A 15,029-nucleotide genomic window follows, 5' to 3' on the forward strand; every position below is an offset into this window, starting at 1 on the left:
CTATCAGTCCAGGGTGAAGTAGTCGGGACCGGAGTAGGTGCCGGTCGTCAGCTTGGTGCGCTGCATCAGCAGGTCGTTGAGCAGGCTGGACGCGCCGAAGCGGAACCAGTCCGGGTCGAGCCAGTCCGGGCCGACGGTCTCGTTGACCATCACCAGGTACTTGATCGCGTCCTTGGTGGTCTTGATGCCGCCGGCCGGCTTCACGCCCACCTGTCGTCCGGTGGCCGCGCGGAAGTCGCGGACCGCCTCCAGCATGACCAGGGTCACCGGCAGCGTCGCCGCGACCGGGACCTTGCCGGTGGACGTCTTGATGAAGTCGCCGCCGGCCAGCATGGCCAGCCAGGAGGCGCGGCGCACGTTGTCGTAGGTGGCCAGCTCGCCGGTCTCCAGGATCACCTTGAGGTGGGCGTCACCGCAGGCGTCCTTGGTGGCCACGATCTCGTCGTAGACCTCCTGGTACCGCCCGGCCAGGAACGCGCCCCGGTTGATCACCATGTCGATCTCGTCGGCGCCGGCCTCGACGGCGGCCCGGACGTCGGCGAGCTTGATCTCCAGCGGCGCCTGGCCGGACGGGAACGCTGTCGCCACGCTGGCGAGGTGGACACCGGATCCGGCCAGCACCTCGGCGACGTACGGGACCATCGCCGGGTAGACGCAGACCGCGCCGACGTGTGGGCACGACAGGTCGGCCGGGTCCGGGCGCAGCGCCTTCGCGGCCAGCGCGCGCACCTTGCCGGGGGTGTCCGCGCCCTCGAGGGTGGTCAGGTCGACCATGCGGATCGCCAGGTCGATCGCCTGGGCCTTGGCGGTGGTCTTGATGGAGCGGGTGCCGAGCTGTGCCGCCCGCTGCTCCGCGCCGACCTGGTCCACGCCGGGCAGGCCGTGCAGGAAGGTCCGCAGAGCGGTCTCGGATCGTCCCAGCTCGGAGAGGTCCGACCGGGCCGACGTCGTTGTCGCCGTCATGCCGAGAAGTCTACGCACGGAACCGCGGAGTGATCTTGGTCACGGCGGCTGCGGGCGTGAGCGAGGTCGCCGGTCCGCCCGCACCCCCACCGGCACGCCGACCGGACGGGTAGGTTGAGCGATCGTGGACGTACACGTCATTGACCACCCGCTGGCCCAGTCCCGGCTGACCGCCATGCGGGACGCGCGCACCGACTCCTCGACGTTCCGGGCGGCGCTGCACGAACTGACCACCATGCTGGTGTACGAGGCGGCGCGCACCTTCCCCGTCGAGCGGTACCCGGTGCAGACCCCGGTCACCGGCACCGAGGGCACCCGGCTGGCGAACCCGCCGTTGCTGGTGCCGGTGCTGCGGGCCGGCCTGGGCATGGCGGACGCCGCGCTCGGCCTGCTGCCCGAGTCCTCGATGGGCTTCGTCGGCCTGGCCCGCGACGAGGAGACCTACGAGCCGCGCGCCTACATGGAGTCGCTGCCCCGGGACCTGGCCGGCCTGCCGGTGCTGGTGCTCGACCCGATGCTCGCCACCGGCGGCTCACTGGAGCACTCCTGTCGGCTGCTGGCCGATCGGGGCTGCACCGACATCACCGTGCTCTGCGTGCTCGCCGCGCCGGTCGGCATCGAGCGGCTGGAGCGCTCCGGCCTGCCGCTGCGCCTGGTCACCGCCTCGATCGACGAGGGCCTCAACGACAAGATGTTCATCGTCCCCGGGCTCGGCGACGCCGGCGACCGCCAGTTCGGTGGCATGCCCCGGTTCTGAGCGTGGCACCCGGTCGGTGCCGGGTCCGGCGGGTCCGCGCGCGGTGGTGCGCGGACCCGCTACCGTCTCCGGCCATGACTGGTGTTGCGCTCGCCGAGGAGCTGCTGCTCCTCGCCTACGACGACTCGACCGGCAAGGCGACCATGCCGCGGATCAGCCTGGACCTGGGCATGGCCGCCGCGGTGCTGGTCGAGCTGGCACTGGCCGGCCGGATCGCGTTCGCCGACGGGTCGTTGACCGTGATCGACGCGACGCCCACCGGCGAGCCGGTCACCGACGGGGTGCTCGCCCGGATCGCCGCCGACACCCCGCACACCCCGGCCTCGTGGGTGCAGCGCCTGCGGCACGGTCTACGCGACAAGATCCTCGGTGACCTGTGCGCCCAGGGTGTCGTCCGCGATGTCGACGAGACCGAACTGGGCTTCATCCACGTACACCGCTACCCGGTGGTGGACACCTCCGTCGAGGCGGACACCCGCCGACGGCTCGCCGACGCGCTGGCCGGCGCGGCGGCCCCGGACGAGCGGACCGCCGCCCTCGCCACCCTGGTGGTCGTGCTGCGGATGGAGTCCGCGCTGGGCGTCAGCGGCGAGGAGGCCGCCACCGCCCGCCGCCGGTTGGAGGAGATCGCCACCGGGGCGGGCTTCTCCGGCCAGGTGAGCACCGACGACTCGGTGGTCCGCCCCTCGGTCGGCCTGGTCGTCGCCGCCCTGGCCACGGCGGTCGACGCGGCGCTCGGCAAGCGCGCCTGACCGTCGGCCCGCACCCGGTCAGATGCCGAGCGCGGCAGCGACGTCGGCCCGCAGCCGCGCGATCGCCGCGCCGGCCCGGCTCCGGGCGGCGGCGACATCGCCGTCGGGCACCGGCTCCACCACTTCGAGGTACGCCTTGAGTTTGGGCTCGGTCCCCGAGGGGCGAATCACCACCCGGGCCGTCGCGGTACGCAGGATCACCACGTCCGACTCGGGCAGCAGGTCCCGGACACTGTCGACCGGCTGGTCCAGCAGCGTGCCCGGGGTGGCCGTCCGGATCCGGGCCATCGCGTCGGCGATCTCCCGCAGGTCGTCGACCCGGACGGAGAGCTGGTCGGTCTGGTGCACGCCGAACTCGGCGGCCAGCTCGTCCAGCCGGTCGGTCAGCGTCCGACCCTGCGCCTTGAGGCCGGCGGCCAGCTCGGCCACCGTCAGCGCGGCGGTGATGCCGTCCTTGTCCCGGACGTGCTCCGGGGCGACGCAGTAGCCGAGCGCCTCCTCGTAACCGAAGACCAGCGGCGCGCTTCCGCCGCCCGCCCGCACGATCCACTTGAAGCCCGTCAGCGTCTCGTCGTAGGGCAGGCCCCGCGCCGCGCACATCGCCCGCAGCAGCGACGACGAGACGATGGTGGTGGCGTACAGCCCGGTCACGCCGCGTCGCATCAGGTGGTCGGCGAGCAGCACACCCACCTCGTCGCCGCGCAGCATCCGCCAGCCCTGTCCGGCCCCGGCCGCGCGGACGACCACGGCGCAGCGGTCGGCGTCCGGGTCGTTGGCGATGGCGAGATCCGCGCCGGTGGAGTCGGCCAGCGCGATCAGCCGGTCGACGGCCCCCGGCTCCTCCGGGTTGGGGAACGAGACGGTCGGGAACGCCGGGTCGGGCTCCGCCTGGTCGGGCACCACGCCGGGGACCGGGAAACCGGCCCGCGCGAACGTCGCGGTGAGCACCGCCGCGCCCACCCCGTGCAGCGGGGTGTACGCCACGGACAGGTCCCGTGGCCCGTCCGCGTCGATCACGGCGGTGGCCCGCTCGACGTACGCGGCGACGAGGTCGTCACCGAGCACCTCGCCGGCCCGCCCCAGCGGCACCTGGGTCAGCGGGCCGACCGCCCGGATGGCGGCCTCGATGCCGGCGTCGGCCGGCGGCACGATCTGCGCCCCGGCGCCCAGCTCACCACCCAGCTCCGCGCCGAGGTAGACCTTGTAGCCGTTGTCCTGGGGTGGATTGTGGCTGGCGGTGACCATCACGCCGGCCACCGCGCCGAGTTGACGCACCGCGTACGCGAGGACCGGGGTGGGCAGCGGGCGGGGGAGCAGCAGCGCCGCCCGGCCGGCACCGGTCGCCACCTGGGCGGTGCGTTCGGCGAACTGGCGGGAGCCGTGCCGGGCGTCGTACCCGATCACCAGCGGGCCGGTGCCGCCCTGGGCCGCGAGCCACGTGACCAGGCCGGCGGCGGCCTGGGTGACCACGGCGAGGTTCATGCCGTTCGGACCGGCGCGCAGCGGACCGCGCAGGCCGGCCGTGCCGAAGGTCAGCGGGCCGGCGAACCGGTCGGCCAGCTCCGGGGCGCTCGCCGGCAGCCCGTCGAGCACCGCCGTCAGCTCGTCCCGGCTGGTCGGGTCGGGATCGTCGGCCAGCCAGCGTCGAGCTTGCTCGCGAATGTCGTCGATGTCAGTGGTGTCCGCCGCCATGCCCCTTGATAGCACGACGGCGGATCACCGCTGCCGGTTCCCTCCGGCTCAGCCGTTTCCGGTGAGCTGGAACGTCTTCACCATCTCGTCGAAGATCGGCTTGCTCTCGGCGAACGCGTCCTCGGTGGCGGAGAGGTAGAACGAGTACGACTTGCCGTCCTTGACGACCGCGCGCCACACCCCGTGGCGCATCTCGCCACCGGAGCCGCAGGTGTACTCGAATTCGACGCCCGGGCTGCCCGCCAACTGCTGCTCGGCGATGGCCACCTGCTCGTACGGCTTCTTGCAGTTGGTGCTCTTGGTGCGGAGGAAGTTCTGCGCGCTCTCCGCCCAGCGGGTGGGCGTCCCGGTCCACTTCTCGGTGAGGATCCGGATCTTGCGACCGTCGTCCTCCGGGTCGATGTAGTCGGTGTACGAGCCGCCGGTGGCCTTCTTCCAACCCTTCGGCACCATCACCTGGATGCCGCGGGCCGTGTGCTCCTGCATCTCGACGGCCGGGCCCGCCGGGGCGGACGGGGTCGGCTGCGCCTGCGGGGTGCTCGGCGCGGGGTCGTCCCCGCCCGACAGCGCCACGATGCTGATCAGCAGCAGCACGACCAGGCCGCCGGCTGCGGCGAGCTGGACCTTGCGCGGCCAGCCCTTCACCGTGGTGACGACTTGACCACCGGTCGCGCGGACCTTGTCCAGGGCACTGCCGCCGCCGGCGGCCGGGGGTGGCGTTGTCGTCCAGGGCTGGCCGGTGCCCGGAACGGACCACTGGTTGCCGCCGCCGTAGGTGCCGCCGATGCGCTGGGTGGCCTCGGGCGCCCCGTAGCCGACCGGCTGCGTCGCGTCGGGCCGGTTGCCGTAGGTGACCCGCTGGGTCGCGTCGGGGTGCGCCCCGGCGTCCACCCGCTGGGTGGCGTCCGCGCCACCGCCGTAGGTGCGCCCGGTGGCGGGGCGACCCGCGCCGGGCATCGCGCCGGTGGGGGTGTGCAGCGGGCCGGCGAGCGCGTCCGCGCTGGTCTCGTCGAGGGCTGCGGCGGCGCTCGAACCGGCCGGCTGGGGACGCTCGCCCCGGCGTAGCGCGGCCAACCGGTCGGTCAGCGACTCGTCCGGGGCGAGCATGGCCCGGCCACCGATCTGGTTGTCCGACTTCGACTCCGGCTGGGCCGGCTGGTGGACGGGGGCCGGACGCTGCTGTACCGGCACCACGGCGTACGGGTCGGTGACCGAGTGCACGGCGGTGGCGGTGCTGCCCAACGGGCCGGCGAGCAGTTCCCGCAGCATGCCCCGGGAGGTGTGTACGTCCAGCCGACGGGCCGGGTCCTTCTCCAGCAGGCCCATCAGCACCCGGGTCAGCGGGCCGCTGCGCTGCGGCGGGGCCGGCGGGTCCTCGACGACGGCGTGCATCGTCTCGATCGGGTCGCCCTTGTCGAACGGCGGACGCCCCTCGACGGCCGTGTAGAGCGTCACACCCAGCGAGAAGAGGTCGCTCGGCGGACCGAACTCCTGGCCCATGGCCCGCTCGGGTGAGATGAAGTGCGGGGAGCCGAGCACCATGCCGGGCGTGGTGAGCTGCACGTCGGTGGGCATCCGGGCCACACCGAAGTCGGTCAGCACGCAGCGGCCGTCGGAGCAGATCAGCACGTTGGCCGGCTTGACGTCGCGGTGCAGGACACCGATGGCGTGCGCGACCTCCAGCGCGCCGAGCAGCGCGATGCCGATCTTGGCGACCGCGCGGGGCGCGACCGGGCCGTCCTCGATGACCATGTCGGCGAGGCTGCGGGCGTCCAGCAGCTCCATCACGATCCACGGCCGACCGGCCTCGGTGACCACGTCGTACACCTGCACCACGGCGGGGTGCTGGATGGCGGCGGCGGCGCGGGCCTCGCGCAGCGTCCGCTCGTACATGGCGTCGCGGTCGCTGGGCGCCAGGCCCGGGGGCAGGACGACCTCCTTCACCGCCACATCGCGGCGCAGCAGGGTGTCTGTGGCACGCCACACCGTGCCCATGCCGCCGTTGCCCACCGCGGACCGCAGCGAGTACCGGTCACCGATGGTGGTGCCGGGCGCTGCTCGTCCGCTGGCGGGACTTACCTGTCCGCCGCTCCACGTCGGGATCTGAGTCACAGAAAAGCCACCGGGGGAAATCGAGGGGGGCTGGGACACAACCCCCCTATCTTGCTGGTTCCGACGCCCGATGCGAAAGCCGACGCGGCGGACGTTTACCGAAGTCGACAGATCGTGCCCGAGCGTTCACCTCCCGTCGACCGGTCGGGACGCACTGTGCGGTATCCCTCACCCGACCTTGAGCCGGGGCGACCTACCATCCGAAGGATGAGCGAACGGCGGTCAAGCGAGTCCGGTTATCCGATCAAGGGCGTCTACACGGCGGCCGACCTTCCGGAGGACCTGGACACCCGGCTGGGCGGCCCGGGCGAGTTCCCGTACACCCGGGGGGTGTACCCCACGATGTACACCTCCCGTCCGTGGACCATGCGCCAGTACGCCGGCTTCGGCACCGCCACCGAGTCCAACGCGCGGTACCACCAACTGTTGCGGGCGGGCACGACCGGTCTCTCCGTCGCCTTCGACCTGCCGACCCAGATGGGGTACGACTCGGACGACCCGATCGCGCACGGCGAGGTCGGCAAGGTCGGCGTGGCCATCGACTCCATCGAGGACATGCGGCTGCTCTTCGCCGACATCCCGTTGGACCGGGTCTCCACCTCGATGACCATCAACGCTCCCGGCTCGGTGCTGCTGCTGCTCTACCAGCTCGTCGCCCAGGAGAACGGGGTCGCCGGCTCGGCGCTCAACGGCACCATCCAGAACGACATCCTCAAGGAGTACATCGCCCGGGGGACGTACATCTTCCCGCCGAAGCCGTCGCTGCGCCTGGTGGCCGACACGTTCGCGTACTGCCGCAAGGAGGTGCCGAAGTGGAACACGATCTCCATCTCCGGCTACCACATGGCCGAGGCCGGCGCGACGCCCGCGCAGGAGATCGCGTTCACCCTGGCCAACGGCGTGGAGTACGTGCGGGCGGCGTTGGCCGCGGGGCTCGCGGTGGACGACTTCGCGCCCCGGCTCTCGTTCTTCTTCGTGGCCCGCACCACGCTGTTGGAGGAGGTGGCGAAGTTCCGCGCCGCCCGGCGGATCTGGGCCCGGCTCATGCGTGACGACTTCGGCGCCCGGGATCCGAAGTCGATGATGCTGCGTTTCCACACCCAGACCGCCGGTGTGCAGCTCACCGCCCAGCAGCCGGAGGTGAACCTGGTCCGGGTCGCGGTGCAGGGCCTGGCCGCGGTCCTCGGCGGCACGCAGTCGCTGCACACCAACAGCTTCGACGAGGCGATCGCGCTGCCCACCGAGAAGGCGGCCCGGCTCGCGCTGCGCACCCAGCAGGTGCTGGCGTACGAGACGGACCTGACCGCGACAGTCGACCCGTTCGCCGGCTCGTACGTGGTGGAGGCGATGACCGCCGAGATCGAGGCCGCCGCCGTGGAGTTGATGGAGCGGGTGGCCGACCACGGCTCGGCGGTCGACGCGATCGAGGCCGGGTTCCAGAAGCGGGAGATCGAGCAGTCCGCGTACCGGATCGCCCAGGAGATTGACTCCAGCGAGCGGGTGGTGGTGGGGCTCAACCGGTTCACGGTCGACGAGGAGGAGCCGTACGAGCCGTTGCGGGTCGACCCGACGATCGAGGCGGCGCAGGCCGAGCGGTTGGCCCGGCTGCGCGCCGGCCGGGACGCCGACGCGGTGACGCGGGCGCTGGCCGACCTGCGGGCCGCCGCCGAGGGTTCGGACAACGTGCTGTACCCGATGCGGGAGGCGCTGCGGGCCCGGGCCACGGTGGGCGAGGTCTGCGGCACGCTGCGCGAGGTGTGGGGGCAGTACCGGCCCACGGACCGGTTCTGACGCGACCGGCCCGGTTCTGACGCGACCGCCCTCGGGTGTGTCCGCCCGGCTCCGGGGGTACGGCAACAGGTGGGCCGGAACGCACACGGTGTGCGGTCGGCGTCGGCGAGATTATGTGAGCGTCCTTGTCCGGCCCGTTGCGGAGCGTGGTCGTCTTATTGTCGGAGTGTCAGTTCATCACCCCGACTAATGCGACAATTCGCAGCGTAGGTCCAGGGGTGGTATCGCGACTCCCGGACACTCCGCTTGGTTACGCGTTGTAGGAGGTGAGGGGGCGGATGGCGGCGTTCGAACGCGATCTACCTGCGGTCCCGCACCTCGACGAGCGCGCTCAGCAGGGCATACGTGACGCTACGCGGTCTGATCATCACCGTAACGAGGTTGCGCAGCGTCACCGTCGGAGGTCTAGGCTGTCTGCTGTCCCCGATGATCCATCCATCTCTAGTGATCGAGAATTCGACGTGACGAGTGCGTTGACGCTGCCGACCGGCGGCCAGCTGGCGTCGTCCTGGCTGGAGACCCCGCCGGGGGCCCAGCCCCTGCCCCGCGACCTGGACCACCTGCTCGCCCTACGGGTACCCGGGCTCATCGCCACGCGCCGTCACCTTCACTCGCACCCCGAGTTGTCCGGTACGGAGTTCGAGACGGCGGCCCTGATCGCCCGGGAACTCTCGCTCGCGGGCCTGAACCCCCGGCTGCTGCCCAAGGGCAACGGCGTGATCTGTGACGTCAACGGTCGTCCGGACGGCCCGGTCATCGCGCTGCGCGCCGACATCGACGCCCTGCCGCTCGACGATCCCAAGGACGTGCCGTACCGCTCCACCGTCGAGGGCGTCTGCCACGCCTGCGGCCACGACGTGCACACCTCGATCCTGCTCGGCGTCGGCATGCTGCTGGCCCAGCTCGCCGACCTCGGCGAGCTGGACGGCCGGGTCCGGCTCATCTTCCAGCCGGCCGAGGAGATCCTGCCCTGCGGCTCGTTGGAGGTCATCGAGGCCGGCGGCCTGGACGACGTGGTGCAGATCTTCGCGCTGCACTGCGACCCGAACCTGCCGGTGGGCCAGGTGGGCCTGCGCGTCGGCCCGATCACGGCGGCCGCCGACAACGTCACCGTCCGGCTCTCCGGGCCGGGCGGGCACACCGCCCGTCCGCACCTGACCGTCGACCTGGTGGACGCGCTCGGCCGGCTGGTCACCGAGGTCCCGGCCCTGGTCAGCCGTCGGGTGCCGGCCAACAGCGGGCTGCTGCTGGTGTTCGGCCACGCCTCGGCCGGCACCCGTTACAACGTCATTCCCTCCGAGGCGTGCGCCTCGGGCACCCTGCGGGTGATGGACCGGGACACCTGGGAGCAGGCTCCCAAGATCGTGGCTCAGGTGGTGCGGGACGTGATCGCCCCCACCGGCGCGACCGTCGACCTGGAGTACCTGCGCGGCCGACCGCCGGTCAGCAACGACTCGCGGGCCATCCAGGTGCTGACCGCCGCCACCAGCGCGGCGCTGGGCCCGGACGGCGTCGCCGAGACGCCGCAGAGCATGGGCGGCGAGGACTTCTCCTGGTACCTGGAGTACGTCCCCGGCGCCCTCGCCCGCCTCGGCGTGGGCCGGATCGGCCCCAACGTCGACCTGCACCGCGCGTCCTTCGACGTGGACGAGCGGGCCATCCCGGCCGGCGTACGCGTCATGGCGCAGACCGCGCTGCGGGCACTGGCGGCGGCGCGCTGACCTCGGCGACCTGTGCCGGCGACCGGCGTCGCCGGCGCAGCGCCAGCAGCAGGACCGCCAGGGGTACGCCGACCGCCACCAGCCATGGCAGCAGCGCGCCCAGAACGGTGAGCAGGACGGTCATCGAGGTGACGAACGCCTCCCAGCCGCCCTTGAGCCCGACCAGAAAGCCGGTCTCGGCCTTCTCCTCGCTGGCCTTCGCCGCCGGCCCGGCCAGCGACACCGTGATCGTGGACAGCGCCGTCAGGTCGGCCAGCCGACGCTTCTTGGCCTCCAGCGAGGCCAGGTCCGCCTCCCGGCGACCCAGCTCGTTCTCCAGGGACACCAGGTCGGAGATCGAGTTGGCGCGGGCGAGCAGCCGTCGCGCGCTCTCCACGCGCGCCCGCTGCGTGATGATCCGGGCCTCCAGGTCGACGGTCTCCTCCGTGACGTCCTGGGTGTTGATCTCGCGGCTCTGCTGTCGACCGAGCTTCGCGACCTCCTCCACCACCGCGCCGAACTTGGCGGCGGGTACCCGCAACTCCAACTCGGCCACCGCGTCGGCCTCGGCGCTGCGGCGCTGGTCCCCGCCGACGAAACCACCCGCCCGGGTGACCACCGCGCTTACCTCGCGGGCCGCCGCGTCCACATCGGTCACCTGCACCCGCATCGATCCGGTGTAGATGATCGCCCGCTGGTCGACCCGCAGATCCGGAGCGCCGGCCCCGGCGGTCCCCGCTGCCTGCGCGCCGCTGCCCTTGTCGAGCGCGGCCTGGGGGGCCTCGGCCGCCGTACCCGCCGAATCCGCTGATCCGCTGTCGCCGGCGCTGCACCCCACGAGGGCCAGCGCCGCCACAAGTGTTCCCGCCGCCAGGAGTGCCCACCGGCGTCGCCCTGTCCGTCCGTCCATCCCCGCTCCCATCGTCGTCAGCTTCAGTGGCGATAGTTCGGACGCGACGCGTCCACCCGCTGGTTCCGGCAGACTGCGCTGAGGACATCACGATTCGATAAGTCGAGGAGTCACGATGCGGCTCACCAAGTACGCCCACTCCTGTGTCCGGGTGGAACACGACGGCGGAGTGCTCGTGGTCGATCCCGGAGTGTTCAGCGATCCCGCGACCGCGCTCGACGGAGCGGACGCGGTGCTCGTCACCCACGAGCACCCGGACCACCTCGACCCGGCCGCGGTGCGCCTCCAGCTCGACCGGCGGCCGTTCCCGATCTACGGGCCCGGCGCGCTCGCCGACACCCTGGGCGACGCGGCGGAGGCGCTGTGCCCCGTCGAGCCCGGCGAGTCGTTCACCGCCGCCGGGGTCGCGGTCCGCGCGTACGGGGGACGCCACGCGGTCATCCACGCCGACATCCCGGTGGTCGACAACATCGGTTACCTGATCAACGACGTGGTCTACCACCCCGGCGACTCGCTCGTCGTACCGCAGGAGACGCCTGTCGACACGCTCCTCGCGCCGATCCACGCACCCTGGTCGAAGTTCTCCGAGGTGCTCGACTTCATCCGGGCGGTCGCCCCGCGCCGCGCGTACGCCGTGCACGACGCCCTGCTCAACCACAACGGGTTGGGCGTGCTCAACCGGCAGTACGCGGCGCTGTCCGGCACCGAGTACCAGCGTCTGGAGCCCGGCACCCGGGTGGACGTCTGACGCGATGCCCGGCCCCTCCACGGAGTTGGTGCGGCAGCTCTACCGCACCCCACCGGACCGGTTCGTGGCGGCCCGGGACGCCGCGGTGGCCGAGGCCCGGCGAGCCGGGGACACGACCACCGCCCGGCAACTGGCCCGGCTGCGTCGTCCCACCGTCGCCGCCTGGCTGGTCAACCTGCTCGCCATCGAACGACCCGAGCTGGTGGACGACCTGGTCGGTCTCGCCGACGCGCTACGGGCAGCCCAGCGGGAGCTGCGCGGTCCCCGACTGCGGGAGTTGTCGGCCCAGCGCCGTGCGGTGGTCGCGGCCCTGGTCGCCGAGGTCCGTACGCTCGCCGCGGCGGAGCCCGAGGCGCCACCGGCCGGCCGGCTGCCGCTGGCCGAGGTGGAGGCGACCCTGAACGCCGCGCTCTCCGACGCCGACGTCGCCGAGCAGGTACGCGCGGGGCGTCTGCTCCGCTCGGCCACCTACGCCGGCTTCGGCGAGGTGCCCCGACCGCAGTTGCGACTGGTCACCGGCGACGAGGAGGAGCCGCCGGCTCGACGGCCGGGCGCCCAGCGCGAGGGCCCGGAGCCGAACCGCCGTACCGACCGGGCCGGGGAGCGTGCCGCGCAGGCCGAGCGGGCGGCGCAGCGAACGGCTCGGGCCGAGCGGGCCCGCCGCCGTCGGGCCCTGGACCGCGAGTTGGACCGTGCCCGCGCCGACCAACAGCGGGCCGAGGACGAGCTGGCCGAGGCGGTCGGGCAGGAGCGCGACGGGGTTGCCGTACTCGATGGGATCGAGACGGAGCTGGCCGAGTTGGAACGTCGGCGCGCGGTGGCGGAACAGGACCTGAGCCGGGCGAAGCTGGCCCGGCGTGCGGCCGAACGGGCGGTGACCGTGGCCCGCCGCCGGGCGGGCGAGGTCGAGGCGGCCGTCGAGGCGTTGGTGGCCGAAGAGGGGGATGCGGACGCGGGCGGCGGGGCGGCAGACTGACATCGATGGACGACGACGAGTGGGTGGGCCGTCTGCGGGCGGCCGTCCCCGAGCCGCGAGCGCGGGTGGCGTCCGGATGACGCCGGAGCAGCTCGCCGCCGCCAGCAAACCCGCCGTCCTCGACCTCGGCGACGGGTTCAGCAGGTGTCCGAGCACGCTGCGTCGGGCTCGGTTGCTCGGCATCTCCGGCTGGGCCTTCTACATCAGCGGTCGGGCCGGGGCGCTCGGCGACGTACGCGCGGAGACGGCCGCCGCGGCGATCGGCTTCGTCGCGCCGGACGCCGTCGCGGACGGCTGGGACGCCGCCGCCCGGGTCCTGCCGCCGGTCGAGGTGGCCGCCGCGAGTCTCGCCGAGTGCTGCCGGTGGGGGACGGAGATGCTGGGCGTGCTCTCCGGGATCGAGCGCCTGGCCGACCTCGTCGAGCGGGCGGTCGCCGCCGCCGACACCAGCGGCATGCCGCTCTTCGCCGCGTGGCGGGCCATGCCGCTGCCGGACCACTCTCCCGGCGCCCGGAGCGCGGCCGGGCTGCGGCTGCTGCGTGAACACTTCACGGGCGCCTACCTGCTGGCGGTGCGGGCCGCCGGCATGACCCCGCTGGAGGCGGTGCTGGCCGGGCCGGAGGGCGAGGCCGGCGCGGTGGCGTGCGGCTGGCCGCCGCCGTACCCCGCGGTCGGGCCGTTGGTGCGTCGGCGGCTGTGGGCGGAGGCGGTGACCAACCGGCTGGCCGCGCCGGCGTTCGCGGCGCTCGGCCCGGCCGACGGCACCGAGCTGGTGGAGCTGCTGCACCACACCCGCGCCGGCCTGGGGTGAACGCCCCGGCCAACGCCGATGTCAGAAGCGATGGAAGTGTAGAACATCTGGTTCTACACTTGTTCGTATGGAGCGCATCGGTGTTCGCGAACTCAACCAGAACACGAGTCAGGTGTTGGCGCGAGTAAGTGGAGGTGAGACGGTCGAGATCACCGATCGCGGTCACCCGATCGCCCGACTCGTACCCGTCAGCGACGACAGGTCGATGCTGGCCAAGCTGGTAGCGGCCGGGCGGGCCGTCGCCCCTACCGGCGGCGGTCCGATGCCGCTTCCGCCAAAGCTGGGTGACGAGGCGGTCGATGTGGCCGCCGACCTCAGCGCCATGCGTGACGAGGAGCGCTGGTGATCTATCTCGATTCCGCCGCCGTCGTTAAGCTGGTCAGGCAGGAGGCGTGCAGCGCCGACCTCGTCTCCTGGCTCAACACCCACCCCGACGTGCCATTGGTGTCCTCCGCCCTCGTCGAGGTGGAGGTGCCCAGGGCCCTGCGCCGATCCGCTCCGCAAGCGTTGATCGGGGTGCCCGCAGCCGTCGGACGGCTCTTTCGATTGGAGATAGACAGTACGATCCGCGCCACCGCGGCCGCGTTCGCCGAACCCGTGCTCCGCAGTCTCGATGCCATCCACCTGGCCACCGCCCAGGTCCTGACCAACGAGTCCGGCACCGCACTCGTCGCCTTCGTCACCTACGATCGCCGACTGCTCGACTGCGCCAAGGAAGCAGGGTTGCCCGTCGCGAGCCCCGGCCAGAACTGATCGACTGGTCGGCCAACGCCGCCGCCACGGAAAATGGGCGGCGCTCCGGGCCGACGGCTGCCAGGATCTCCTGCCGTGACCCTTCCCGCCGGCTGGACCACGCGCCGGCCCACCCTCGACGACGTGCCGGCGATCCTCGCGGTGGTGCACGCCGCCGACACCTTCGCCATCGGCCATCCCGACTTCGACGCCGAGGATGTCGAGCAGGCGCTGACCGCGCCCCACTTCGACCCGAGCCGGGACTCCTGGCTGGCGCTCGACCCGGACGACACCGTCGTCGCCTGGGCGACGGTGGACAACCCGACCGGGGTCGGCCGGGAGTTCGTGGAGGTCTACGTCGACCCCGAGCGGGCCGCCACCCTCCGTGCGCCGCTGCTCGCCCGCCAGCTCGACCGGGTCGCCGAGCGCGCCGCGGAGCGGGGGCTGCCGGCGCTCACCGCCCGCTGCGCGGTGTTCGCCCCGGAGCGCGACTGGGACCGGGACCTGCGGGCCGCGGGTTTCACCCTGGCCAAGCGGTACGTGCGGATGCGCCGCACGTTGGCCGACCTGCCCGCCGAGCCCGCCACCCCGCCCGGTGTGACGGTGCGGCCGGTCCGCTCCGACGACGAGGCCGAGCTGCGGGAGTTCCACCGGATCCACGAGGCCGCCTTCGGCGACACCCCGGACCACGAGCCGCTGTCGTACGAGCGGTGGCGGGCCCGCATCGGTGACGTGACCGCCTGGGACGAGTGGTTCGTCGCCGAGGTCGACGGGGTGCTCGCCGGCGCGTTGCAATCCTCGGACCAGGCGCTCGACCAGCAGGAGGGCTGGGTGAAGAGTCTGTCGGTGCTGCCCGCGTACCGCCGCAGGGGTGTCGGTGCGGCGCTGCTGCGCCGCGCGTTCGCCCGCTACGCCGACAAGGGCCGGCAGTTCGCCGGCCTCGGCGTGGACCTCACCAACCCGACGGCCCCGGTGTCGCTCTACCGCTCGGTGGGCCTGCGGGAGACCGGGTGGACCGACATGTACGAGCGGGTCGTCCCGGCCGCCGGTGTGTGATTGACGACCCCGGCCGGGCCCGACGGGCG

Annotated in this window: 14 protein-coding genes; 10 read left to right on the forward strand and 4 right to left on the reverse strand. The window is 72.9% G+C overall.

The window, feature by feature from the left end:
• Positions 1 to 3 precede the first annotated feature (3 nt).
• Entirely contained in the window at positions 4 to 963 is a 960-nt protein-coding gene (gene deoC, locus ACQP03_RS04190) for a deoxyribose-phosphate aldolase (protein WP_357130343.1), read from the reverse strand.
• A 124-nt stretch (positions 964 to 1,087) separates the two neighbouring features.
• On the opposite strand from deoC, the gene upp reads away from it, so the two are divergent.
• The gene (gene upp, locus ACQP03_RS04195; RefSeq protein WP_357130340.1) at positions 1,088 to 1,720 is read left to right on the forward strand and encodes a uracil phosphoribosyltransferase; all 633 of its coding nucleotides are present in this window, start codon (positions 1,088 to 1,090) and stop codon (positions 1,718 to 1,720) included.
• A gap of 74 nt (positions 1,721 to 1,794) precedes the next feature.
• Entirely contained in the window at positions 1,795 to 2,472 is a 678-nt protein-coding gene (locus ACQP03_RS04200; protein ID WP_357130337.1) for a GOLPH3/VPS74 family protein, read from the forward strand.
• Positions 2,473 to 2,490: 18 nt separating this feature from the next.
• On the opposite strand, the gene ACQP03_RS04205 is transcribed toward ACQP03_RS04200, so the two are convergent.
• Together ACQP03_RS04205 and ACQP03_RS04210 are read right to left on the reverse strand one after the other, a co-directional pair.
• The gene (locus tag ACQP03_RS04205) at positions 2,491 to 4,164 is read right to left on the reverse strand and encodes a phospho-sugar mutase (protein ID WP_357130334.1); all 1,674 of its coding nucleotides are present in this window, start codon (positions 4,162 to 4,164) and stop codon (positions 2,491 to 2,493) included.
• Between the two features lie 48 nt (positions 4,165 to 4,212).
• The gene (locus ACQP03_RS04210) at positions 4,213 to 6,276 is read right to left on the reverse strand and encodes a protein kinase domain-containing protein (RefSeq protein ID WP_357130332.1); all 2,064 of its coding nucleotides are present in this window, start codon (positions 6,274 to 6,276) and stop codon (positions 4,213 to 4,215) included.
• A 207-nt stretch (positions 6,277 to 6,483) separates the two neighbouring features.
• Between ACQP03_RS04210 and ACQP03_RS04215 the strand changes: the two genes are divergently transcribed.
• Positions 6,484 to 8,067 (forward strand): acyl-CoA mutase large subunit family protein, encoded by a 1,584-nt coding sequence (locus ACQP03_RS04215; protein ID WP_357130329.1) that lies wholly within the window; start codon positions 6,484 to 6,486, stop codon positions 8,065 to 8,067.
• Between the two features lie 461 nt (positions 8,068 to 8,528).
• A complete protein-coding gene (locus ACQP03_RS04220; protein WP_357130326.1) occupies positions 8,529 to 9,788 on the forward strand; it encodes an amidohydrolase in 1,260 nt (419 codons plus the stop codon).
• Here the strand turns inward: ACQP03_RS04220 and ACQP03_RS04225 are convergent.
• Positions 9,745 to 10,698: a DUF4349 domain-containing protein gene (locus ACQP03_RS04225; protein WP_357397245.1), complete on the reverse strand. Its 954-nt coding sequence runs from the start codon at positions 10,696 to 10,698 to the stop codon at positions 9,745 to 9,747. The two genes, ACQP03_RS04220 and ACQP03_RS04225, sit on opposite strands and share 44 nt — an antisense overlap.
• 94 nt (positions 10,699 to 10,792) lie before the next feature.
• Here ACQP03_RS04225 and ACQP03_RS04230 point away from each other — a divergent pair, with 94 nt between their 5' ends.
• From ACQP03_RS04230 to ACQP03_RS04255, 6 genes are all read left to right on the forward strand, one after another.
• Entirely contained in the window at positions 10,793 to 11,425 is a 633-nt protein-coding gene (locus ACQP03_RS04230) for an MBL fold metallo-hydrolase (protein ID WP_357397213.1), read from the forward strand.
• A 4-nt stretch (positions 11,426 to 11,429) separates the two neighbouring features.
• Positions 11,430 to 12,401, forward strand: a complete 972-nt coding sequence (locus ACQP03_RS04235) for a hypothetical protein (protein ID WP_357175033.1) — start codon at positions 11,430 to 11,432, stop codon at positions 12,399 to 12,401.
• A gap of 76 nt (positions 12,402 to 12,477) precedes the next feature.
• A complete protein-coding gene (locus ACQP03_RS04240) occupies positions 12,478 to 13,212 on the forward strand; it encodes an SCO6745 family protein (RefSeq protein WP_357175030.1) in 735 nt (244 codons plus the stop codon).
• Positions 13,213 to 13,279: 67 nt separating this feature from the next.
• Positions 13,280 to 13,558, forward strand: a complete 279-nt coding sequence (locus ACQP03_RS04245; protein ID WP_357130315.1) for a type II toxin-antitoxin system Phd/YefM family antitoxin — start codon at positions 13,280 to 13,282, stop codon at positions 13,556 to 13,558.
• Entirely contained in the window at positions 13,555 to 13,965 is a 411-nt protein-coding gene (locus ACQP03_RS04250) for a type II toxin-antitoxin system VapC family toxin (RefSeq protein WP_357130312.1), read from the forward strand. Before ACQP03_RS04245 ends, ACQP03_RS04250 begins: the two co-directional genes overlap by 4 nt.
• A 75-nt stretch (positions 13,966 to 14,040) precedes the next feature.
• The gene (locus ACQP03_RS04255) at positions 14,041 to 15,000 is read left to right on the forward strand and encodes a GNAT family N-acetyltransferase (RefSeq protein ID WP_357130309.1); all 960 of its coding nucleotides are present in this window, start codon (positions 14,041 to 14,043) and stop codon (positions 14,998 to 15,000) included.
• The last annotated feature ends 29 nt before the right edge of the window (positions 15,001 to 15,029 follow it).

The sequence above is a fragment of the Micromonospora sp. CA-248212 genome (assembly GCF_050948405.1).
Classification (GTDB): domain Bacteria; phylum Actinomycetota; class Actinomycetes; order Mycobacteriales; family Micromonosporaceae; genus Micromonospora.

What these genes read in the sequence shown, in the direction of transcription:
- ACQP03_RS04200 (WP_357130337.1), top strand. Translation starts at nt 1,795, where the DNA reads ATGACTGGTGTTGCGCTCGCCGAGGAGCTGCTGCTCCTCGCCTACGAC.
- deoC (WP_357130343.1), bottom strand. Translation starts at nt 963, where the DNA reads ATGACGGCGACAACGACGTCGGCCCGGTCGGACCTCTCCGAGCTGGGA.
- ACQP03_RS04205 (WP_357130334.1), bottom strand. Translation starts at nt 4,164, where the DNA reads ATGGCGGCGGACACCACTGACATCGACGACATTCGCGAGCAAGCTCGA.
- ACQP03_RS04240 (WP_357175030.1), top strand. Translation starts at nt 12,478, where the DNA reads ATGACGCCGGAGCAGCTCGCCGCCGCCAGCAAACCCGCCGTCCTCGAC.
- ACQP03_RS04215 (WP_357130329.1), top strand. Translation starts at nt 6,484, where the DNA reads ATGAGCGAACGGCGGTCAAGCGAGTCCGGTTATCCGATCAAGGGCGTC.
- ACQP03_RS04235 (WP_357175033.1), top strand. Translation starts at nt 11,430, where the DNA reads ATGCCCGGCCCCTCCACGGAGTTGGTGCGGCAGCTCTACCGCACCCCA.
- ACQP03_RS04230 (WP_357397213.1), top strand. Translation starts at nt 10,793, where the DNA reads ATGCGGCTCACCAAGTACGCCCACTCCTGTGTCCGGGTGGAACACGAC.
- ACQP03_RS04245 (WP_357130315.1), top strand. Translation starts at nt 13,280, where the DNA reads ATGGAGCGCATCGGTGTTCGCGAACTCAACCAGAACACGAGTCAGGTG.